This window comes from Streptomyces sp. TAA486, assembly GCF_000426165.1.
The window spans coordinates 180,841-201,914 of record NZ_AUEV01000009.1; the positions used below are offsets into that span (position 1 = coordinate 180,841).

A 21,074-nucleotide genomic window follows, 5' to 3' on the forward strand; every position below is an offset into this window, starting at 1 on the left:
ACAGCCCGCCGTGCGCCGAGCCTGCGGCGCTCAGCGGAGCAGTGCCGAGATGCAGTGGGCCGGCATGGGCTTGGCGTAGTGCCAGCCCTGGCCCGTGTCGCAGCCGATGCGGCGGAGCCGGTCCGACTGTGAGGGGTTCTCGACGCACTCGGCGGTCACCGTCAGGCCGAGCTGGTGCGCGAGCCGTACCAGCGCCGTGACGATCGTCTCGTCCGCCGGATTGGGATGCCGTGCCGCGCGGAAGCCCCGTACGAAGCTGCCGTCCAGCTTCAGCACACGCACCGGGAGCCGGCTGAGGTACGCCAGGTTCGAATAGCCGGTGCCGAAGTCGTCGATCGCGATGCGTACGCCCATCTCGCTCAGGGCGTGGAGGGCCTGCAGGGGACGTCCCGCGGAGCCCATCACCGCGGACTCCGTCAGTTCCAACTGGAGCAGGCCCGAAGGCAGTCCGGTCTCCTCCAGCACGCGGCGCACGTCCGCGACGAGGTCGGAGTCCCACACCTGCCGCACGGCCACGTTCACGCTGACGTATGCCGGCGGGCCCGGGTGGGCGAGCATCCACTTTCTCGCCTGGCGGCACGATTCCTCAAGGACCCAGCGGCCCAGCGGTACGACGGCGCCGTTCTCCTCGGCGAGACCGATGAAACGGTTCGGTCCGAGCTTGCCGAACTGCGGATGCTGCCAGCGCACCAGCGCCTCGACGCCCACCAGCCGGTCGTCGTCGAGGCCGACGATCGGCTGGTAGTCCAGTACGAATTCGCGCCGCTCGACCGCGCCGCGCAGCGCGGACGAGAGTGCCTGACGGGTCATCCGGTGGGCGTTGCGCTCGGGGTCGAAGAGCGTCCAGCGCGCCTTTCCGTCGGCCTTCGCCCAGTACAGCGTCGTGTCGGCGTCCTGCATGAGCTGCGTCGGGTCGGTGCCTTCCGCCTCGCGTTCCACGACGCCGATGCTGGCGGAGACGGTGAGCCGCTGGCCGCCCAGGTCGAAGGGCTGCTGAAGGGCCTTCAGGGTGGCCTTGGCCAGGGTGGTCAGCTGTTCCGTGCCGGTCGAGCCGTCCACGAGCAGCGCGAACTCGTCGCCGCCCAGCCGTGCCGCGAGGTGCCGCTGACCGCCGTCCTCCGCGCACTGGATGAGGCGCCGGGCGACCGCGTCGAGCAGTTCGTCCCCGACCCGGTGCCCCATGGTGTCGTTGACGGCCTTGAACCCGTCGAGGTCGAGATAGCAGATGCCGACGCGGCCGGTCGCCGTGTCGGAGAGAGCCGTCGCCAGACGCTCGAAGAAGAGGGTGCGGTTGGGAAGGCGCGTGACCGGATCGTGCATCTGGAGATGGCGGAGCCGGTCGCGCAGCTCGCGCTGTTCGGTGACGTCGGCCACCGACAGCAGCGTCTCGCCGTCGTGCTCGGTGGGCATGAGCGAGATCTCCGCCCAGAAGGTGTGCCCGTCCGGGTTCTTCAGGCGCCGCGTGCAGTTCACACCGGACGTCTCCCAGGTGGTGGCCCGGCGCGGGACGGCGTCGCCGGGGGCCGTGCCCGGAGCGACCGGATGCGGCCGTGCGGCCACGCCGAGCCCGTTGCGGATCATGCTTCCGTCCAGCCCGAGCGAGGGGAGGTCGGTGAGGGAGGTGGAGACGAGCGAATCCGGCGCGGCGCCCAGCAGTGTGCCGAGGGCGTCGTTGGCACTGACCACCCTGCCGTCGCTGTCGACGATGGCCATCGCGAGGCGCGCGGCGTTGAACGCGGCCCGGAAGTCGCTCTCCCGTTTCCGGGCCCGCCACTCCGCCCGGCCGTGCCATCCACCCCGGGTGCGGCCACGCTGCGTGATTTTCTGCGGTGAAGTCCCGGTGCTCTCGCCGGAGTTCCTGCCCGGTCCTTCGATGGGTCCGTTCACCAATCGCTCCCGCCGGGGGGCTCGTCGCGTGCGAATCAGCCGGGCGGTCGGCCCGAGATGCTGTGTGGCGATCCGCGCTGGAAATGTGCCGATCATAGGGGTTCGGGCGTGAGCGGAGCCAGCAACCACGGCGTCCCACCGGGGCGTTGGTGCGCGTGGGACGTAAGTGTGAACGCGAGGGTGACCGTTCCGGCAGGAGTGCGAGAACGGGGTCGTCCGCGTAAGGCAGCGCATCACACACAGTAGTCATATTGCCGCTCACGCGCATGGTCTAACGGAACAGGACTTAGCGGGCATTACGGGCAACGGTTGAAGGGTCCTTACTCCCGTCCCAGTGAGGTCCACACGTGGCGCGTTCGACCAAGCACGGCTCCCGGAGACCTTCCTCCGTGATGTCCGGATGGCGCCGCGCAGCAGCGGTCCTCGTGGCACTCACCGCCTTCGTCGGCATGGGCCTCTTCGCCGGGCCGATCACCGCCGTCGCCGTCGCCGCACCCTGCGCCCTGCCGCGGACCGGCGCCCACCACTCCCTGGGGGTGGACAGCTGGGACCCGGCCTATCCGCGGCCCCGGCACCGCATAGACGCCGCCATGCTCTTCCTGTCCTTCCCCGACTCCCGGCCGCAGACCACGCCGCGGGAGCTGACCGCCGACCACTTCCCCGCCACGTCCGACTTCTACAGACGCGCCTCCTACGGCAAGTTCCGGCTCCACACCACCCCCGGCAAGCGCTGGATCCGGATGCCCTCCAGCTCCCGCTCGTACGGGATAAGGCGTGACTGGAACGAGCGGCAGCGCACGGACTACCTGCGGGACGCCGTCGCCGCGGCGGACCCGAGCGTCGACTTCAGCCGGTACGACCTGGTCTACCTCGTGGCCGACCCGGATGCGCAGGGTGTCGACTCGGACGCGACGAAGGTCGTGAACTTCGAGACCCCCATCGAGGCCGACGGCACCGAGCTGCGACGGCTCGTCACCGTCTTCGAGCAGAGCCCCCCCGACCGTCACGTCCTGGCACACGAGACCGGCCATGCCTTCGACCTGCCGGATCTCTACCAGCGTCCGGCCTCCAACCTGGCCGACTGGGACACCTACGTGGGGGACTGGGACCTCATGGGAAGCCAGTTCGGGCTCGCCCCCGACCTCTTCGCCTGGGAGAAGTGGAAGCTCGGCTGGCTCGCCCGGCGCAACGTCAGCTGCGTACCGTCCGGGGCCGGAGCCAGCACGCACAACCTGCGCTCTCTCGGCGCCACCCCGCTGGGCAGTCGCGGGGACCGGAGGCTGGCCGTCGTACGCACGGGCCGGTACGAGGCGCTGGCGATAGAGGCCCGCGACTCCGAGGGCAACGACCGGGGGCTGTGCGCCGAGGGCGTGCTCCTGTACTGGGTGCGCAGCGACCGCGCCTCGACGTACGGACCCGTGAAGGTCGTGGACGGGCACCCCGGCACCCATGGTTGCTCCGACGGCTCGGTCTATCCGTCCCTCGCGGACGCGCCGCTGGGCAAGGGCGAGAGCTACACGACCGAGCGCGGCGGCGGGGTGCGGGTGGAGGTCGCCGGACGCACGGCGGACGGCGGCTGGCGGGTGAAGGTGACCCGCAAGGACGGGGCGTAGGGGAGTGTGAGCCACGCCGGGAACCGCCGGCTCTGAAGGGCGATGAGGCGGGAATGTTCTTCGTCCTCGCCGAATACTCTTTGTCCTCGCCCTGGCAACGGGGGTGCGGGTGGCGAAGCCCCCGCTCCGCGAGGCGCGGACGAGCAAAAACGACGAGGGCGAAGCCGTTCGCGCTTTCCGCGAACGCCTTCGCCCTCGTCGTCGTGCGCCGCCAGGGACTCGAACCCCGGACCCGCTGATTAAGAGTCAGCTGCTCTAACCAACTGAGCTAGCGGCGCCTGGTGACGTCGTAGACCCTAGCATCACGGTCCGCTGTTCCGGAAATCGGTTCTTCGACGCTCGCGAGGCTCCGACCTGCGCGTACGGGCCTCTGGAGGCGCGTGGCGGTGCGGTCCGGGCGGGGGCGGACGCAGGCGCGCAGCAGGACTTCCGGGCCGGGCAGCCAGGGGTGGCGGACGTCGGGTGCGACCAGCCAGCGGGACTGGCCGGCCTTCCACTCGTGAGCACCCAGAGGTGTGTGCCCGTCCTCATGCTCGGGCTGATGTGTGCTGGGGGCACCGCCCAGCGGTAGCTGGGGGAACAGGGCGGGGATGGTCACGGAGTCGCCGGAGCCCAGGCAGAGCAGCGAGGGGAACGTTTCCGCAGGGGATCCGCCCGCCCATCGGCCCGCCGTGCGCCACTCTCCCCAGCTGAGCAGGGCCGGCAGCCGCTGAGCCGTACCCGGGGCGGCGAAGAGGAGGAGGCGGCCACGGTGGACGGCCACCGGTCCGCTTCCGGGGCCGCTGGACCACAGCCGCTCGAGGATCAGCCGCCCGGTCAGCGGCGCCGTGCTCACCACGTCGAAGGCCGTGCCGCTCGGGAGGACGCTCGGGGAGTCGGGCCGGTGCAGCCACAGGGCGTGGACGCTGGCGGGAAGCGTGCAGGCGGAGGCGAGCCACTCGGCCCCGGCCTGTGTGACGCGGGAAGTGCCCGGCGTGGCGGTGCAGGTTCCTCGCGTCGTGCTGTGCGGCGCCGGGTCGGAGGCGAGCTCGAAGATGTCGGGGATGCCGACGGGGTGGGGGTGCGGGGGAGCGGTGGTTCCCCGCTGCCAGTCACTCATGAGGAACAGATGTACCGGACATGAGGTTCTGTTTTTGAACTTTGAATAGAAATCGGACAAGTGGGGGCGGTGTGCAGTATCGTGCACGCCCTGCATATGCCCGATGACTTGGCGCTGTCACCGCTGCGGAATGCAAGCCGCTTTCCGGACGTCCTCGCGCCCCCGCGCCCCGCCGGAAACCTGTCGCGGCGTCCGCGCACTACTGGGGTCCGCGGTCCTCGAGGAGCTCCCGGCCGAACTCGATCATCTTCCGCGCGTAGTCCTCCGACCAGTCGCCGCGTTCCGCCACGGCGGCGTCGGAGAGACGGTCGAAGCGTTTGGGGTCGGCGAGCTGCGCCGCCGCCATCGCCTGGAACTCCACGGCGCGGTCGGCCGCGGCACGGAACGCCAGGGCCAGCTCGGTCGAGCGCTCCAGCAGCTCACGCGGGTCCGTGATCGTGTCCAGGTCGAAGAACTGCTCGGAGTCCTCCTTGCTGTCCGAGGGCTCGAAGAGCAGCGGTGCGGGTCGGCGGAAGCGCGGAGTGCCGCCGCGCGGGTCCGGAGCCGAATGCGGCTCGGGCATGTGCCTACCTCCATGTGTCGTGGCCGCGACCATTGTCCCGCGTCGGCGGCCCGCTGTGCAGGTCGGCGGCCGCACGGCTCCGGAGCACGGGCGCCGCGCGGGCTCCGGCGCACGCGCGGCTCGCCGGGGCTCACTCCCGCCAGGGCACGGTGTGGGCCGACAGATGCGCGAGCACGGCGTGGTTGGCCTCCCAGCCGTCGGGAAACTTCACGGAGACCCCGAGCTGGACGGGCTCGGTGCCGGGGTGATCGTCGAGCAGTTCCGGGACGCCTGCCCGGCAGACGACGACGCACGCGTGCCGGTGCCGTGAGGTCAGCACGCACAGCCGGCCGGTCTCCAGGTGGAACGCCGTGGCGTCGGGGCGGCCGGAGAGCGGATGGAGCACCACCGTCACGTCGAACTCCCGTCCCTGCAGCCGGTTCGCCGTGTCGACGGTGACGTCCTTGGCGCGCAGCTCTGCCGGCAGCCCGAGCCCGGCCAGCGCGGACCGCACCGCCGCGGCCTGGTCGCGATGCGCCGTACCGACCGCGATCCGGTCGGCGGTGAGCGGGACCGGCCCCGGTGAGCGTTCGTCGGAGCTGCTGCCGTCGCGGGTGAGCAGGCGGCCGACGACCTGGGCCACCGCGGCGACGGCCTCCGGGTCCGTGCGCGGCGTCAGCCGTGCGGGCAGTTCCAACAGGCCCCAGCCCGATCCGGCCGCCTCGTCGATCACCCTGTCCGCCGCGCTGCCGCCCGCCGGCGTCCCGAAGACGAGACGCCTGTCGCCGGGCCCGCTGCCGCTGCGGAAGGGCGTGTACGGATAGAAGGCGCCCGAGACCAGCGGCGCGGCCGAGGCGGGCAGCCGCCACGAGACCGGCAGCCGGTGCTGCGGCAGGTCGGGATTGTGGGACAGCAGGGTGGTCACCGCGCTGGCCGACGGATCGTGCGTTAGGCCCGCCCACTGCTCGGCGCCGACCTGGCTGAACGGGTCGAGCTGACCCGGATCGCCGACGAACAGAGCCCTCTCGAAGAGCCCGGCCACGGCCAGCAGGGCGTCGGAGCGCATCTGGTACGCCTCGTCCACGATCGCGTGGGCCCACGGCTCTTCGCCCTCGCCCCGCTTCACCCAGGCCCACTTCGCGGCGGTGGACAGGACGACGGGCAGCGCGGCGAGATCGGCGATCTTCGCCGAGGTGACGACGTTCGGATGCTCGTCCAGCGCGGGATCGTACGGGCGGGCCTCGCTGCTGTGCAGCCGTCCCACGGGGAGCTCCGGGTCGGCGGTGGCCAGCCGGCCGGTGAGGTCGTCGACCTGGGCGTTGGTCTGCGCGATCACGATCAACGGCCGCCCGGCCGCGGCGAGTTCACGCGCGGCACGTACGACGAGCGTCGACTTCCCGGCACCGGGCGGCGAGTCAACGACGACGCCCCGGTGGGAGCCGCGCAGGGTGTCGTGGAGGATCGCCGCGGTGGCGAGGGACGCGGCTTCGCCGGGCGCCGTCCCACCGGAGGCCGTCGCCCCTGGTGCCGACGGGTGAGGGGGCGCGCTCACAGCAGGTCCTCACTGGTGACGGGGTCGGGTTCGGGGAGCTGCGGCTGCGGTGCTGCGGCGCCGGTCGATGCCGCAGCACCGGCCGGCCCCGCCGAGACGGGTTCGGCGGGCGGCCCGCCGTGCGTCCACGGTGTGTCCTCCACCTCGGGCAGCCCGGGGCCGCCGCGCGGCGCGTGCTCGAAGAGCGTCCAGCACAGCTGCTCGCCCTTCTCCGGCACGGTGCCGGGAGCAGGCTCCTTGCTGCGCCCCATGCCTCCGGTCAGCCGCAGCGTCACCAGCCCGGGCTCGTGGTCGTCGTGCCGTACGAACTCGGCGCTCTGCTGCGCGCCTTCGTCCAGCGCGCGGTGTGCCTTGACGCCGTCGCCGAGATGCGGACGGTCCTGCGTTCGCAGCGTGACCAGGGGACGCGGCATGGCCCGCTTGCCTTCCGAGTACGCCATCTCCACCGAGATGACCTCGCCCGCGAACGCCTCGCCGGAGAACCGCCGTTCGGCCATGACGAGAGGGTCGTCGAGCGCCTCCTGCGCCTCCAGCCGGGCCTGTTCGCGTTCGCGCTGTGCGAGCTTGGCGGCGGCGGTCACGGCGTCGTCGCGCCGCGGCTGCGGTGGTTCCCCGCCGCGCACGCGGTCGCGGTGTGCGGTGTAGGACCAGCGGTCGCGCTTGAAGCGCTCCGCCACGTGCTCGCCCTCCGGCAGCGTCCGCAGCAGATCGATGCCACGCCAGACCGCGTCCCACGCGGGACGCAGCTGGGAGGCGATCAGCTCACGCACCTCGCCCTCCGCGCCGGGGACGCCCGCGTCGAAGCGGTCGATCGCGGGTGACAGCAGCCTGTTGTCGAACGCGGGGTCGGTGGCCGGTCCGGCGGGCGGACACAGCAACTGCCCCGACGCGTCCCGCTGAACCTCCGCCCGGAGCGCCGCCTCGCCGCCCTTCAGACCGTCCGGCGGGTCGATCCACGCCAGCAGCGCACCCAGGTGCTGGTCCTCCAACGCGCTCTGGCCGGTGGCCCAGTGGCGCGCCAGCAGCTCGGTCATGGACACCAGCAGTGAGGAGCCGGGGACGCGGGCGCGTTCGCCGTACAGAGTGAGCCAGCGGCCGAGCAGCGGCACACGCGGAGGAACGAGGTACTGAGCCTGGGCCTGCTGATGCTGGTCCTGCTGCGAGTCGGGCGGGAGGCCGGCGTGCCCTGCCTCCGCGTCCTCCTCGGCGGTGCGCCGGAAGCGCATGGAGCGGCCCAGCAGCCGCACGAAGTCGGCGCCGGGGCCGTTGGGTACGACCAACTGCGGTGCGTCCGCACACAGTTCCACCTGGACCGGCACCTTCTTGCCCGTCTCCGGGTCCGTCTCCTTGCGTTCCTCCCACTCGATGTCGTCCTGCGCCGACTCCACGTGCGGCAGCACGGCGCCGGCGAGGCCGGCCAGGAAGGCGAAGCGGAGATCGCGGTCGCGGGGCTGCGGTACGACGAGCAGTTCCGGGGCCTCGCGGTCGGTGCCGACCATGGCTCCCAATGGCGCTCCCGCCTCGCCCGCCGTGGTCAACGGAACCAGGACCAGGGGCCGTTCCGCCAGGTGCCGGTGGCGCACGGTCGTCCTGGGCTGTGCCCGTCCGGCCGCGGCGGCCTCCATGCGGGCGAGCGCGGACATCAACGACACGGTGGCTCCCCTCAGTTGCGGCGTCCGGCAGCGCTGGTCAAGGCGGCGTTCAGCACGGTGCGCCTCCCAGTGCCTCGGCGCGCAGCCGCGCCGCACGGCGCAACGCGGCCGCCGCGGGCTCCTCCGCGAACGTACCGCCTTCGGCGCGGGCTCCGGGGGCGGAGCCAGGGCCGATTCCGGCATCGGCTCCGCCGAGATCGCCTCCCTCGGGCGGCTGTTCGCCGGCTGCCGCGAGTACGGCGTCGATCGTCGTGAACCCGCCCAGCTCACCTCGCACCGACCGGCCCAGCGACTCCACCGCACCGGCCGCACGCGCGCGGTCACGGCAGTGGAACGCCAGCTCGCACGTGGAGAGGCATTCGGGGGCGTATGCCGCGGCCACCGATTCGACGGCGGCGGTCAGTTCGGGCACGGGCCGGGAAGGGTCGAAGACCGTGCCGTCGGGAAGCGCGACGGCGATCTCCTCGAGCCGGGTGAGACGGGTCAGTTGGCGCCGCGTGCTGGCGACCTGCTTGCGGATGTCCACGCCGTGCGCCGTGGGGAGGTTGGAGAAATCCTTCGGGCACACCAGCAAGGCGTGCTCGCGAACCGCTCCCGCCACGCCGGGCTCCCCGAGGGCGAGTGCGTAGACCGCGGCCTGGCGGGCGGCGGCTCCGACCTTCGCGGCATCCGCCGAACCGTCCAGGATCGGGAAGGACTTGATCTCGACGACCGTGCGGCTGCCGTCCGGGTGGACGGCGATCGCGTCCGGTTCCAGATAGGCCGTCGAACCTGCGACCTCGAGCGCCAGCATCGGGTGGAAGAGCACGGCCCAACCACCGTCGGCGTCGTCCATGGCCTCGCCGGTCTCCCCTGCCCGCGGCCGCTCAAGTGCCAGGCGGGTACGGGCAGTACGGCCCGCCGGGCCGTCCGCGGACAGGTCGGGGAGGGCGACCGCGCCCGGCTCGGGCGGCGTCTCGCCAGTACTTTCACACAGCAGCCGTATGAGCTCCGCGCCACCGTCCGACGTGACCCTCGCCTCGAAGGAGTTGCCGCGGGCGAAGGCGAACTGGGACTGGCCGAAGGGCGCGGGCGCCCCCAACGCGCGGGCCACAGCGGCCTTGTCGACGCCCGCACCGTCCAGCAGTGCGCGCCGTCGGCAGCCGGGGTTCGCGGCGAGGGCGGCCAGGGCGCGGGCGTCCATCGGACGCGGCGGGACGTCGGGGCCGCCGCGCAGCTCGGCGAGACGCCGTCGCAGCGCGCCGGCGCTGCCGGCTGAGTCGGTCATCGGCGTACCCTCGCGGAAGACTGCATCACCTGCGGAAGTGTGGCATCCGGAACCGACAGACGCCGCAGCGGCGCCCGCGCGCCTGTCCCGCTCCGCGGAGACGGTAGGGGCGAACATGGGGCGAGAACGGCAGAGATGACCGGATGCGGGGCAGTGGCAGTCAGCAGGCAGACAGCTGCCGGACGACGGCAGCCGCGTGCCACGGTCATGGTCTGCCACCCCTCCGACGGCTGAAGAGGTTCTCCATGGCAGCGCGCATCCTGCTCGTACGGCACGGCCGGACAGAGTGGTCCACGACCGGACAGCACACCAGCCGCACCGACGTCCCGCTGCTCGAATCGGGCCGCGACGACGCCCGGCTCCTGGGCGAACGGCTCAAGAGCGAGCCGTGGAACGGCCTCCCCGGAGCCGAGGTGCGCACCAGCCCCCTCTCCCGCGCCCGCGAGACGTGCGACATCGCCGGCTTCGGCGACCGTGCCACCGAGTGGGACGCACTGCGGGAGTGGGACTATGGCGCGTACGAAGGACTCACGACGAAGCAGATCCGCGAGGACACGGGCACCGACTGGTACATCTGGCGCGACGGCGTCGTCGACGGCGAGACCATGCGTGAGGTCGCCGCACGTGTCGACGGCATCGTCGAGTGGGCCCGGTCGGCGGACCGCGATGTGCTCGTCTTCGCGCACGGCCACATCCTGCGTGTGCTGGGGGCGCGCTGGCTCGGGCAGGAGACCCCGTTCGGGGGATGCCTGTCCCTCTCGCCGGCCTCCTTCTCGGTACTCGGCTGGGCCTACGGGAAGCCGGCGATCAGCCGCTGGAACGACACCGGACATCTGGACTGAGCGGTGCCCGGCCCCTTGAGGGAGCACGCGCGCCGGTTCTTTCCGTGACCTGCCGCTGCTGACAGGCCCGGTCAGAGTCCCTGTCAGGCTCTGCCGGGCCCTGCCGTCAGGCTCTGTCCGGGGCTGTCAGGCCGTTCGCGGCCGGGGCACGGCGCGGCGCTGCTGCGTGAGGAACGCGTCGACGGTGCTGTCCCCCGCGTACGGGCTCAGCCTGTGGGCCGCCGTGCCGAGCATCGCGCGGATGCGTGAGGACTGCACGGGCCCCAGCAGCGCGAGCGCCTTCGTGCCCGCGTCGGCGGCCTCCTCCGGTCGGTTCAACGCGGCCAGGTCGCCCGCCAGTTCGGCCGTGAACAGGGCCCTGTTGCGCAGGAAGTGCGGGTCCTGCAGAGCCACGGCGCGTCGGGCGTGCGCGGCCGCACGCTCCCAGTCGTGCAGCGCCGACCAGCACTGCGCCTCCAGGCCCGCCAGTTCGGCCTCGCCGAAGAAGCTCATCCATGCCGGGTCGGGGTCGGAAGGGCCGCACTCGAAGAGTGTCTGCGCCCTGCTCAGCGCCTCCTGGCAGGCGGTGCGGTCGCCGAGCCCGGCCCAGCCGCCCGCCTCGCGCATGTTGAGCAGCGACAACAGCCGTGCCGACCCCAGGTGTTTGGCCGCCTGCTGCCCGGCCTGCGCCGCCCGTACGGCCTCGCGTGGGCGTCCGGCGTCGCGGGCGAGGAAGGCCGTGTTGCAGAAGGCGTGGGCCTCCAGCGCCGGGTCGCCGGCGACGCGGGCGGTGGCGAGCGCCTCGGCGTAGTGCGAGCGGGCGTCGCCGAAGCGCTCGGAGTCGTGGGCCAGCCAGCCCACGGAGATGGCGAGTTCACCCGCACCGTTGTGCAGGCGGTCCGTGACGGACTGGCGGCTGGGGGTCCCTGAGTCGAGGAGTTCGTACGCACTGCGCAGCGAGTCGCCGGCGCGCTGGTAGAGGGCATCGGCGCCGTGCCGGTCGTCCAGCAGACGGATCCGCCGTACCGCGTGTTCCAGCGCCTCCGCCTCGGCCTCGCCGACGCGCCGGTGGGCGTGTGCGGACGCGGTGCGGCCGTCCGCTGTCGTGGCCACGGCGCCCAGCGGCGGCATGGCGGTCAGGGCGGCTGCCGGGCCGCCGATCATGAACGCGCGACGTAGCACGTCGCTCTCCTCGTGAATCTCGGAACAGTCTGAACAGATGGTGCAGGTCAGCGAGTTGAGGCCGGGTGCCGTCAAGGCGGCCGGGTCGTCCCCGGGCGAACCGGTGGCACTGCTGGGGCTGTTGGGGTCAATGAGGTTTATGTGATTACTGAGAATGCTGGGGCCGCTGTGATGACCGATGAGCGTACGGGATTCCGGGTGACGCGGCGTCAGGTATGTCGGCGATTTGTCACCTCCGTAAGCCTGTTGCGGGGAGCGGGCCGTGCGGCCCCGTACGGCCTCACGGGCGGAGAAGCCCATGTCGGTGAGCGTGCGACCTGGGAACATGTGCAGGAAGACCCGCTCGTAGGCGTAGTTGGGGCAGCGGATCTCGCCGGCCTCCACCCGTCCGATGTAGCGCGCGTCGCAGGCGACATGCTCACCGATCTCGCGTGCGGCGCGGCGCACGGCGGCGGCGAACTCGGCAGGCGACCGCGCGCCGCGCAGCTGCCGGAAAGCGGTGTTGGGCGCGCGGTGCGGACCCTGCGACGCGGAAGAGGACGACGCCATGGCCGGACGGTACCGGCTGTGACAGGTTCGGCACGCTGAGTTCCGCTACAAAACGGATATCTCACCCATCATCTGCCATGAAGTGCCATCCTTTGTGGCGTGGTCTGCCGTAGCCGTTGACGGTCCCGGGCGTTGAACTCTGCATGACCATTGCCGAGGAGCTCGGAGGAGGCGTCGCTATGGACACCGGTTTGGGAGTCCGCACCGTCTCCGGTGGTGTGCCCTGCGACCTGGTGACCGTCCCCGCCCGTCAGGGCCTGGAGGCCGTGGACATTCTGCGGCTGCGGGACGGACTGGGCCCGGTTCTGCTCTGCGACGGGGACGCCCTCGGCTTCCTCGTACCGCCGGGCACCGCCGCCTGCTGGGATCTGCCGGGCAGCGCCTGCACCCAGACGCCGGGGCGGCCCCGAACGGTCGCACAGGAACCTCCACTTGCCGGAACCGGCTGGCTGGTTCCCCCGGAGTACGCGTTCGGAGTGGCCACCGACGCGTCGCTGCTGCGGGCGGCGCTGGGGGAGGCCGCCCGCACCATCGAGGCCGCCGACCGCTGTCAGTGAGCGGCGGCCCGTGCTGAGCCGCGGCCCGTGCTGAGCCGCTGCCCGTACTGAGCTGCGACCGTACTGAGCTGCGCTGACGCTCTGCGGCGATACTGGACGTGTGGCCAAGGGCGGACAGCGGCGGAGCGGCGGCGCGAAGAGCGACCGCGGAAGAGGTGGCGGCAGCGCCGGAAGCGGCGCGGGTGCCGGTGGCACCCGCGGCAGAGGCCGCCGGGCGCGGGAGACCCTGACCGCGCGGGTCGGGGGCGGCGCCGCCGAACTCGTTCCGGACCCCGAACGTGCGCATGGCTGGTCGCTGTTGCTGGAGGGCGCACCGCAGTCCTACGTCGACCTCGGTGACCCCACCCACCTCGACTTCGAGTACCAGCGCCGGCTGGGCCACGTCATCGACCTCGCCGCGCCGCCCGGACGCCCGCTGCAGGTGCTGCACCTCGGAGGGGGCGCCCTCACCCTCGCCCGCTACGTCGCGGCCACCCGGCCGCGGTCCACGCAGCAGGTCGTCGAGAGCGACACCGCACTGATCGAGTGGGTTCGCACCGAGCTGCCTCTGGAGCGAGGATGGCGCATACGGATACGTGGCGGGGACGCCCGCGAGGTACTGACCAAGCTCCCTCAGCGCTGGGCGGACCTCGTCATCGCCGACGTCTTCGCCGGCGCACGCACCCCCGCGCATCTCACGAGCACCGAATTCCTGCACGAGGCGCGGCGCGTACTGCGTGCGGACGGGATGTACGCCGCGAACATCGCGGACGGGCCGGGAGGGGGTGATGGCGATGGTGCGGTGCCGGGGCGCACGCGCCGCCCGCTGGAGCACTTGCGTTCCCAGATCGCCACCGTGCGCGAGGTGTTCACCTGCGCGGCTCTCGCAGCCGATCCCTCGGTGCTGCGCGGGAGGCGCTTCGGCAACGCCGTACTCCTCGCCGCCGACCGGGAGTTGCCCGTCGCGGCGCTGACGCGGCGCTCAGCGGGTGACCCGCATGCCGGACGTGTGCAGTCAGGAGACGCCCTGGCCCTGTTCGCCGGCGGCGCCGCACCGGTCACGGACGCCACGGCGACGCCCTCGCCCGTACCGCCGGACGACGTCTTCCGCTGACGTACATACGCAGACTGCCGATCGCTGACGGGCCGAAGCGGTCGTCCCTCGGCCGCGCGCGGGCTCAGCCGTTGTCGTAGGACTCGATGCGCGGTGGCCCGCCGTCCCAGCGGCAGAAGATCGAGGAGGACTGCCCGTCCTTGGTGAAGGTCACCCGGATCCAGGTGGTGTCCTTCCAAACCTGCGTGTCCCAGCCGTCGTTGGGGGTCGCCGAGACGAACGTCGCGTAGTCCTCACGCATGTCGAATACGGCCCGGCCGCCCGCGACGCTGGCGCCCTCCACCCTTCCCGAGTACGCGGGGGCCGGCTCGGACGATTCGGACGGCGGCCTGGTCGTGCGCCCGCCGCCCGGCGCGGACTCGGACGGGCTCGGCCGCTGCGTCTCCGGTGGTTGCGGCCTGGACTTCGAAGGGGACGGCGTCGGCTCGGGCTGCTGCGGGGAAGGCGATCCGGGACCGGTCGTCGACGACGAACCGTCCGCGATGGGCAGCGACCGCGGCGGCTCGTACTCCGTTCCGGCCAGGACCGTGTGTACCCCGAACCAGGACAGAGTCACTGCAGCGCTCGTGGCCAGTGCCCACGCTGCGGCGTGCACAAGTGCTCGTCGTCCCATCCCTGTCACCTTAGCCGCAACCTGCTCACTGCCGTTTCGGTATGGACTAATGTGCGCGCATGGCCCGTGTGCTCGTGGTCGAGGACGACCAGTTCGTACGTTCCGCCCTCATCCGACACCTCAAGGACGCCTCGCACGTGGTGCGCAGCGTCGGCACGGCGCTGGAGGCACTTCGCGAAGTCGCCCAGTACGGATTCGACGTCGTGATCCTGGACTTGGGCCTCCCGGACCTGGACGGCGCAGAGGCGCTGAAGATGCTGCGCGGCATCACGGACGTACCGGTGATCATCGCCACCGCGCGCGACAACGAGAACGAGATCGTCAGGCTGCTCAACGACGGAGCGGACGACTACCTGGTCAAACCCTTCTCCGTGGAGCACCTCTCGGCCCGCATGGCCGCTGTGCTGCGCCGCTCGCGAGGCGGCACGAACGGGGGAGGAGGCCAGGGCACGGTCAGGGAGCGGGTGCTGAAGGTGGGCGGCCTCGCCATAGACCCCCTGCGGCGGCAGGCGGAGCTCGACGGGGCGCTGCTGGACCTGACCCGGCGGGAGTTCGACCTGCTGACCTTCCTCGCCGGCAGACCGGGCGTGGTCGTGCCGCGCAAGGAACTGCTGGCCGAGGTGTGGCAGCAGGCATACGGGGACGACCAGACCATCGACGTCCATCTCTCGTGGCTGCGCCGCAAGTTGGGCGAGACGGCCGCCCGGCCCCGCTATCTGCACACCATCCGCGGCGTCGGCGTGAAGCTGGAGGCGCCGCAGCAGGCGCGGCCGTGAGAAAGGACATACGGGCATGAGATGGGCACTGGTGAAGGTGTGTCTCGCCGTGACAGTCATGGTGGTGATCGCCTTCGCTGTGCCCTTGGGGCTCGTGGTGAAGGAGACCGCGCGGGACCGGGCGTTCTCCAACGCGGAGCGGCAGGCGGCAACGGTCGGTCCCGTCCTGGCGATCACGACGGACCGGCAGCAACTGGAGAAGGCCGTGGTCAGCACGGAGGCCGGTGGTGAAGGCCGCCTCGCCGTGCATGTGCCGCAGGCCCCGGAGTCCTCGTCCTCCAGGAAGGCGGGGTCCGCGGAGGCCTCGGCCAGGGCCGGTTCGCAGGGCGCCGTCGAGGTGGGCCGGCAGCGCGCGACGAAGGAGCAGCTGGAGACCGCCCGGCGCCAGGGCCGCGCCTCCACGGTCAGGGTGGAGGGCGGCTACACGCTGCTGCGGCCCACGGCCGTGGCCAGCGGCGAGTTCGCCGTCGTCGAGGTCTTCATCCCGAACGACGAGGTGACTCACAACGTCACGACGTCCTGGCTCATCCTCGCGGGTGTCGGCATCGCACTGATCCTCGGTTCGGTGGCGGTCGCCGACCGGCTCGGGACGCTGATGGTCCGGCCGGCGGGGCGCCTGGCCGCCGCGGCGCACTCCCTGGGCGAAGGCAAGCTGGGCGTGCGGGTGCCGGAGGACGGGCCGAGCGAACTGCGTTCCGCCGCCGTCGCGTTCAACGCCATGGCGGACCAGGTCGTACAACTCCTCGCCAACGAACGGGAATTGGCGGCCGACCTCTCCCACCGGCTGCGCACACCGCTGACGGTGCTGCGCCTCAACGCGGCCTCGCTCGGCGACGGTGACGCGGCCGAACACACCCGTGAGGCCGTCGCCAAGCTGGAGAGCGAGGTCGACCACATCATCAGCACCGCACGCGAACAGCGCGAGCAGCGGGCCCAGACGACCGGCACCATGGAGGCTTCGGCCTGCGACGCGGCGGAAGTGATACGCGAGCGTATGTCGTTCTGGTCGGCACTCGCCGAGGACGAGGGCCGCGAGGCGCGGCTGGCCGGCGTCGACCGTCCTGTCCGTGTGCCCGTCGCCCGGGGTGAACTCGCCGCGGCGCTCGACGCGATGCTCGGCAACGTCTTCCGGCACACGCCCGAGGGCACGGCGTTCTCCGTGGACGTCCACCACGGCGGGACCGCGAGCAACTCGGTGATCGTGCTCGTCTCCGACGCCGGTCCCGGCATAGCCGACCCGGACGCGGCGCTCCGGCGTGGCCACGGCGACGGCAGGCCCGGCTCCACCGGGCTCGGGCTGGACATCGTGCGGAGGGTCGCGGAGTCCACGGGCGGCGACGTGCGCATCGGCCCGTCCGTGCTCGGCGGCACCGAGATACGGGTCTGGCTGACGCTGGACGGCGGCGAGGCGGAGCACCGCCGGCGCGGTCGCCGCCGTTCGGACCGTGTGCGCCGCTCCCGTCTGCCGCTGCGCCGCGCCTGACGCGCGCTGCGTGCGTATGTCCGGTACCGATGCGGCCCTGCGTGGCTGACGGCTCCGGCGGACGGGGGTTCCCGCTGGCGCGGTTGGTTGCCCAACCGGCCTGGGCGGACGGGCGGTTCGGCCCGTGCGACGGGCTCGGCGCCATTGTGCGTCGCCGCCATGTGCATCGCTGTGCCGTACGCGCCTCGCTACCCGCCCCTGGTCCCTGTCGGCGTCGGTACGCGGGACGCGCCGATCGCTGCACGACGCCGATCCGCGTGAGGGACCCGGAACGGTGTGCACCGGGGGAGACGGTCGCCCCGCCGGCCCGAGGCGGCGACGCGACCCGCGCGCACCCACCTGAACCTGCACGTTCGCGCGACTCGCACCCACCTCGTCCGCACCCGGGCGGACCCGCCCGGAGGGCGCTCCGTACGCAGGGATTCCCGCCCCCGTGAGGGGCTTCGGCCCTTCCATAACCGGACCATTGCCCTCCCTTAAGCGCGGCCTAAGTATTTCAACTCCCGTCCGTAACAAGGGAATTGTCCGACTCGGCCCCGCTAGTTTGCTACTGGTCCGCACCATCACCCCCACCCTGATGAGGCATCCCCACGATGACGAACAACCCTGCGGCACAGCCCTCTCGGAGCAGCCGGAAAGTGAAGCTCGGCGTGGCCGTCGCCGCCGCGGCGGCCGTCGCCGGATCGGCCTTCGCGTTCGCCGGGAACGCGAGCGCCGGTGAGGAGGACCAGGACGGCGGGAGCAAGGCGAAGCCCGCGGCGGCCGGCGGTTTCGCGCCGTACGTCGACACCTCGCTCCAGCCCTCCTTCGACCTCCTCAAGAGCTCCGAAAAGACCGGCGTGAAGGAGTTCAACCTGGCCTTCATCACGTCCGGCGGCGGCTGCACCCCCAAGTGGGGCGGAACCGAGGACCTCGGTTCCAACGCCGTGGCGAAGCAGATCGAGGAGTTCCGTGCCAAGGGCGGAGACGTGCGGGTCTCCTTCGGCGGCGCTGCCGGTTCCGAACTGGGCCTCGCCTGCAACTCCGCCGGTGAACTGGCCGAAGCGTACGGCAAGGTCATCGAGGCGTTCGCCCTGAAGAAGGCCGATTTCGACATCGAGGGATCTGCCCTCCCCAACACCGAGGCCAACACGCGCCGTGCCCAGGCGATCGCCCAACTCCAGAAGAAGCACAAGGACTTGGACGTCTCCTTCACCCTGCCGGTGCTTCCCGAGGGGCTGACGCAGGACGGCACCGGACTGCTCGAGAACGCCAAGAAGAACGGCGTGAAGGTCTCGGCCGTCAACATCATGGCCATGGACTACGGGCCGGCCTACGACGGAGACATGGGCAAGTACGCCATCGACGCCGCGACGGCCACGCAGAAGCAGGTCAAGTCGGCGCTGGGCATCGATGACGACGCCAAGGCGTGGAAGACCGTCGCCGTCACGCCGATGATCGGCGTCAACGACGTCACCGTCGAGATCTTCAAGACGGACGACGCGGCCGAGGTGAAGAAGTTCGCCGACAAGAAGAACCTGGGCTGGCTGTCGATGTGGTCGGCCACCAGGGACAAGGAGTGCCCCGGAGGCCCCAAGGACCAGGCGGACCCGACCTGTTCGAGCATCGAGCAGGGCCCTGACGCCTTCGCCGAGGCCTTCACCGGCTGACGTCCGACACGCGCCGGCCGCCCGGCGGCCGGCCCCCGGATCAGAGTGGGGCGCAGCGCCTTCCCCCCCCCACACCCCGTTGCGCCCCACTCTTTCTTTCTCCCGGCTCCGTCAGCGAGCCGGCCAGACGGCCAGGCGGCCCCGGCCGGGCCAGAGGCACGTCCCCGCTGTCACACCTGACCTCACCCCAGAGGGTGACGGAGAGTCGAGATCGTCACCCCTCCGGACAACTCCCGCGTGCGGGCGCCCAGCGGGTGACTTTTGCTGCCAGGTATGACACCTGAGACGCGGCGAGAGTCAGGCATCGTCAGGAGGATATTGACCGGCGGGCTCGCAGCAGCCGTATCCATATGCGGCTTCGCCGGTTCGGCGTCGGTGAACAGCCGGCCCCACAATCTGGCACCGGCGTCCGACGGCGCCGGGCACGGACAGGCCCCGGGACACGAGCGACATGCGCACAGCACGCCGGCGTTCTCCTACTCACGTCCCATAACGAAGGCCGCCCGTATATCCGAACGGTGGGGAGTTCCCGGAGGGTGGGCGGCCGGCCATCACACAGGCATCGACTTCGCCGCCCCCATAGGCACCCCCGTGCGGTCCGTCGGCACCGGCAGGGTGGAACTCGCCGGGGAGGCAGGCGCGTACGGCACAGCCGTGATCGTTCATATGAAGGACGGGAAGCACGTCCTCTACGCACACCTCTCGAAGACCACCGTCCGGTCGGGGCGCGTCGTCCGCGCGAACTCCGTGGTCGGTGAATCGGGCAACACCGGCCGCTCGACCGGCCCCCATCTGCACTTCGAAGTACGCAAGGAACGGGGTTACGGCACCGAAGTCGACCCCGTCACCTACCTGGCCCGGCACGGAGTCCGCATCGCGTAGACCGCGAGGCATCCCGCCGGGCCAGCATGAGGCCCTCACCGGAGAGGCGTCCCGGTGAGGGCCTTGCCATGCCTCGACCGCACACAGGCGTCAGCGGCGGCCGCCGTTGGCCGTGGCGGTCCGCGCGACCGTGGACAGCAGGGTGCCGATGACGACACCGATCACGAGATAGACGCCGGCCGTGCCTGCCTTCGCCTCCCAGCTCGCGTCGGAGGTGAACGGCAGCAGCATCACGGCCGCGGTCCCCAGCGCGATGATCCAGCCGAGGAAGCGCCCCGGCTGCGGCGTCGCGAGCACCAGCAGATGCAGCACGGCGGTGGCCGCCAGCGCGGCGAGTGCGGAGCCCAGCGCGAGCTGCCCCGTGGAGGTCAGCTCCATCGTGCCTTCCTGCTCGGGCGCGAAGACGGGGATGTCCAGGACGCCACGTACGAGCAGCAGCGCGACCGCCGCCGCGAGTGCGGCCACCAGCGCCACGACGACACCGCCCGCCCACAGGCGCGCGAAGCTGACGTGCCCCCGGCCGCCGGGCGGACGGTCGTGGTCGAAGCCGTTCGTCCCCTTCTCGGGCACGTACGTCCCGGAACTGCGGTACGGGTCGGGGTAGCGGGCGGCAGGGGTGTAGTAGCCCCTGGTCGGGTCGAAGGTCTCGAACGGGCCGTCCTGGTCGTGGGAACCCTGCGGGTCGGCCCCCGGGTCCTGGCCTCCACGGCCGGACTGCCCTGATTCCCCGTCCCCACGGCGCCGACCGTGCGGGCTGTGAGGGTCCTGAGGGCCGTTCGGGTCTTGTGGACCTGCCATAGGTATCGAGTCCTCTCCCTGGGCCACCCCGGACCGCCGTCCGTTCCCACCAGGCTCGGTCCGCCCCGCGGCCGCCGCATCCCCAGCGGTCGCACGGCTCACCCACGCGGCCGTACGGCGCCGGTCCGGCCGTCCCGAACGACCGCCCGGCGCAGGGCCGTCGGCGCCGACGGCGAAGCACAAGGCTTCCCACGGCGCACGAAAAAGACCCCCACCCGGTTTCCCAGGTGAGGGCCTTGATCAAAGAGGGTGAATGACGGGACTTGAACCCGCGACATCCTGGACCACAACCAGGTGCTCTACCACCTGAGCTACATCCACCACGACCGGCGCGCTTCCGACCGGCCGAGAAAGAGTGTACAGGGTCGGCCGGGGTGCACGCGCACGGGTTCCTGCGGGGCCGACGGGCCTGCGCGGCCTCGAGCCGCCCCTGCCGCCGACGTGCCGCCGGCCTCAGGCGGCGGGCGGCACCACGTGCTTGGCCGCGATCTTCTTCGCGCCGTCCGCGTCGGGTCCGGGCGCGGGTACGAAGACCGCCTCCCGGTAGTAGCGCAGCTCCGCGATGGACTCGCGGATGTCCGCGAGGGCGCGGTGGTTGCCGTTCTTCGGCGGGCTGTTGAAGTACGCGCGCGGGTACCAGCGGCGTGCCAGCTCCTTTATCGAGGACACGTCCACGATGCGGTAGTGGAGGTGGGCCTCCAGTTCGGCCATGTCGCGCGCGAGGAAGCCGCGGTCGGTGGCCACCGAGTTGCCGCACAGCGGCGCCCTGCCCGCGTCGGGCGCGTACTTCCGCACGTACTCCAGGACCTGCGCCTCGGCGTCGGCCAGGGTCGTGCCGTCGTCGAGTTCGTCGAGCAGGCCCGACGCGGTGTGCATCTCACGCACGATCTCCGGCATCGAGGCCAGTGCCCGTGCCGGAGGACGGATCACGACGTCCACGCCCTCCCCGAGTACGTTCAGCTCGGAGTCGGTGACCAGAGCGGCCACCTCCACGAGCGCGTCGTCGGACAGCGAGAGGCCCGTCATCTCGCAGTCGATCCACACCATGCGGTCATTCATG

18 protein-coding genes and 2 tRNA genes are annotated in these 21,074 nt (G+C 71.8%); 8 read left to right on the forward strand and 12 right to left on the reverse strand.

Going from position 1 to position 21,074, the window contains the following annotated elements; all coding sequences use genetic code 11:
- Positions 1-30 precede the first annotated feature (30 nt).
- Positions 31-1,887, reverse strand: coding sequence for an EAL domain-containing protein (locus tag I004_RS0115335; protein WP_028436227.1), 1,857 nt, complete (start codon positions 1,885-1,887; stop codon positions 31-33).
- A gap of 392 nt (positions 1,888-2,279) precedes the next feature.
- On the opposite strand from I004_RS0115335, the gene I004_RS0115340 reads away from it, so the two are divergent.
- On the forward strand, positions 2,280-3,500 hold the full coding sequence (locus I004_RS0115340) for a M6 family metalloprotease domain-containing protein (RefSeq protein WP_037976318.1): 1,221 nt from the start codon (positions 2,280-2,282) through the stop codon (positions 3,498-3,500).
- A gap of 204 nt (positions 3,501-3,704) precedes the next feature.
- Here I004_RS0115340 and I004_RS0115345 read toward each other — a convergent pair.
- The 6 genes from I004_RS0115345 to I004_RS34105 form a co-directional block, all read right to left on the reverse strand.
- Positions 3,705-3,778 (reverse strand) — tRNA-Lys (locus I004_RS0115345).
- The gene (locus I004_RS38205) at positions 3,769-4,599 is read right to left on the reverse strand and encodes a hypothetical protein (RefSeq protein ID WP_486580010.1); all 831 of its coding nucleotides are present in this window, start codon (positions 4,597-4,599) and stop codon (positions 3,769-3,771) included. The genes I004_RS0115345 and I004_RS38205 overlap by 10 nt, the downstream gene beginning before the upstream one ends.
- A gap of 199 nt (positions 4,600-4,798) precedes the next feature.
- On the reverse strand, positions 4,799-5,161 hold the full coding sequence (locus I004_RS0115355; RefSeq protein ID WP_028436229.1) for a hypothetical protein: 363 nt from the start codon (positions 5,159-5,161) through the stop codon (positions 4,799-4,801).
- A 130-nt stretch (positions 5,162-5,291) separates the two neighbouring features.
- Positions 5,292-6,692 carry an AAA family ATPase gene (locus I004_RS0115360; RefSeq protein ID WP_028436230.1) on the reverse strand — a complete coding sequence of 467 codons (1,401 nt, stop codon included), beginning with the start codon at positions 6,690-6,692 and terminating at the stop codon, positions 5,292-5,294.
- Positions 6,689-8,344: a hypothetical protein gene (locus I004_RS0115365; protein ID WP_028436231.1), complete on the reverse strand. Its 1,656-nt coding sequence runs from the start codon at positions 8,342-8,344 to the stop codon at positions 6,689-6,691. Before I004_RS0115365 ends, I004_RS0115360 begins: the two co-directional genes overlap by 4 nt.
- Positions 8,345-8,393: 49 nt before the next feature.
- Entirely contained in the window at positions 8,394-9,611 is a 1,218-nt protein-coding gene (locus I004_RS34105; RefSeq protein ID WP_078511235.1) for a hypothetical protein, read from the reverse strand.
- A gap of 245 nt (positions 9,612-9,856) precedes the next feature.
- On the opposite strand from I004_RS34105, the gene I004_RS0115375 reads away from it, so the two are divergent.
- The gene (locus I004_RS0115375; RefSeq protein WP_028436232.1) at positions 9,857-10,453 is read left to right on the forward strand and encodes a histidine phosphatase family protein; all 597 of its coding nucleotides are present in this window, start codon (positions 9,857-9,859) and stop codon (positions 10,451-10,453) included.
- Between the two features lie 126 nt (positions 10,454-10,579).
- Here I004_RS0115375 and I004_RS0115380 read toward each other — a convergent pair whose 3' ends face one another.
- Entirely contained in the window at positions 10,580-12,163 is a 1,584-nt protein-coding gene (locus I004_RS0115380; RefSeq protein ID WP_028436233.1) for an NsdA family TPR-like regulatory protein, read from the reverse strand.
- Between the two features lie 179 nt (positions 12,164-12,342).
- On the opposite strand from I004_RS0115380, the gene I004_RS0115385 reads away from it, so the two are divergent.
- Positions 12,343-12,720, forward strand: a complete 378-nt coding sequence (locus tag I004_RS0115385) for a hypothetical protein (protein WP_037976322.1) — start codon at positions 12,343-12,345, stop codon at positions 12,718-12,720.
- A 100-nt stretch (positions 12,721-12,820) separates the two neighbouring features.
- Positions 12,821-13,813: a fused MFS/spermidine synthase gene (locus I004_RS0115390; protein ID WP_028436235.1), complete on the forward strand. Its 993-nt coding sequence runs from the start codon at positions 12,821-12,823 to the stop codon at positions 13,811-13,813.
- Between the two features lie 64 nt (positions 13,814-13,877).
- Here the strand turns inward: I004_RS0115390 and I004_RS0115395 are convergent, their stop codons facing one another.
- Entirely contained in the window at positions 13,878-14,426 is a 549-nt protein-coding gene (locus tag I004_RS0115395; RefSeq protein WP_028436236.1) for a hypothetical protein, read from the reverse strand.
- A gap of 59 nt (positions 14,427-14,485) precedes the next feature.
- Here I004_RS0115395 and I004_RS0115400 point away from each other — a divergent pair, with 59 nt between their 5' ends.
- The 4 genes from I004_RS0115400 to I004_RS37565 all read left to right on the forward strand — a co-directional run bounded on the left by I004_RS0115400 (position 14,486) and on the right by I004_RS37565 (position 19,216).
- Complete coding sequence (locus tag I004_RS0115400) at positions 14,486-15,202, forward strand: response regulator transcription factor (RefSeq protein WP_028436237.1); 717 nt, start codon at positions 14,486-14,488, stop codon at positions 15,200-15,202.
- 16 nt (positions 15,203-15,218) lie between these two features.
- Positions 15,219-16,685, forward strand: coding sequence for a sensor histidine kinase (locus I004_RS0115405; RefSeq protein ID WP_028436238.1), 1,467 nt, complete (start codon positions 15,219-15,221; stop codon positions 16,683-16,685).
- 593 nt (positions 16,686-17,278) lie between these two features.
- Positions 17,279-18,334 (forward strand): chitinase, encoded by a 1,056-nt coding sequence (locus I004_RS0115410; RefSeq protein WP_028436239.1) that lies wholly within the window; start codon positions 17,279-17,281, stop codon positions 18,332-18,334.
- Positions 18,335-18,607: 273 nt separating this feature from the next.
- Positions 18,608-19,216: a M23 family metallopeptidase gene (locus I004_RS37565; protein ID WP_078511237.1), complete on the forward strand. Its 609-nt coding sequence runs from the start codon at positions 18,608-18,610 to the stop codon at positions 19,214-19,216.
- Between the two features lie 90 nt (positions 19,217-19,306).
- Here I004_RS37565 and I004_RS34115 read toward each other — a convergent pair whose 3' ends face one another.
- From I004_RS34115 to orn, 3 genes are all read right to left on the reverse strand, one after another.
- Entirely contained in the window at positions 19,307-20,014 is a 708-nt protein-coding gene (locus I004_RS34115) for a DUF6069 family protein (RefSeq protein ID WP_078511239.1), read from the reverse strand.
- A gap of 248 nt (positions 20,015-20,262) precedes the next feature.
- Positions 20,263-20,335 (reverse strand) — tRNA-His (locus tag I004_RS0115425).
- Positions 20,336-20,467: 132 nt separating this feature from the next.
- A complete protein-coding gene (gene orn / locus I004_RS0115430) occupies positions 20,468-21,073 on the reverse strand; it encodes an oligoribonuclease (RefSeq protein ID WP_028436240.1) in 606 nt (201 codons plus the stop codon).
- Position 21,074 lies beyond the last annotated feature (1 nt).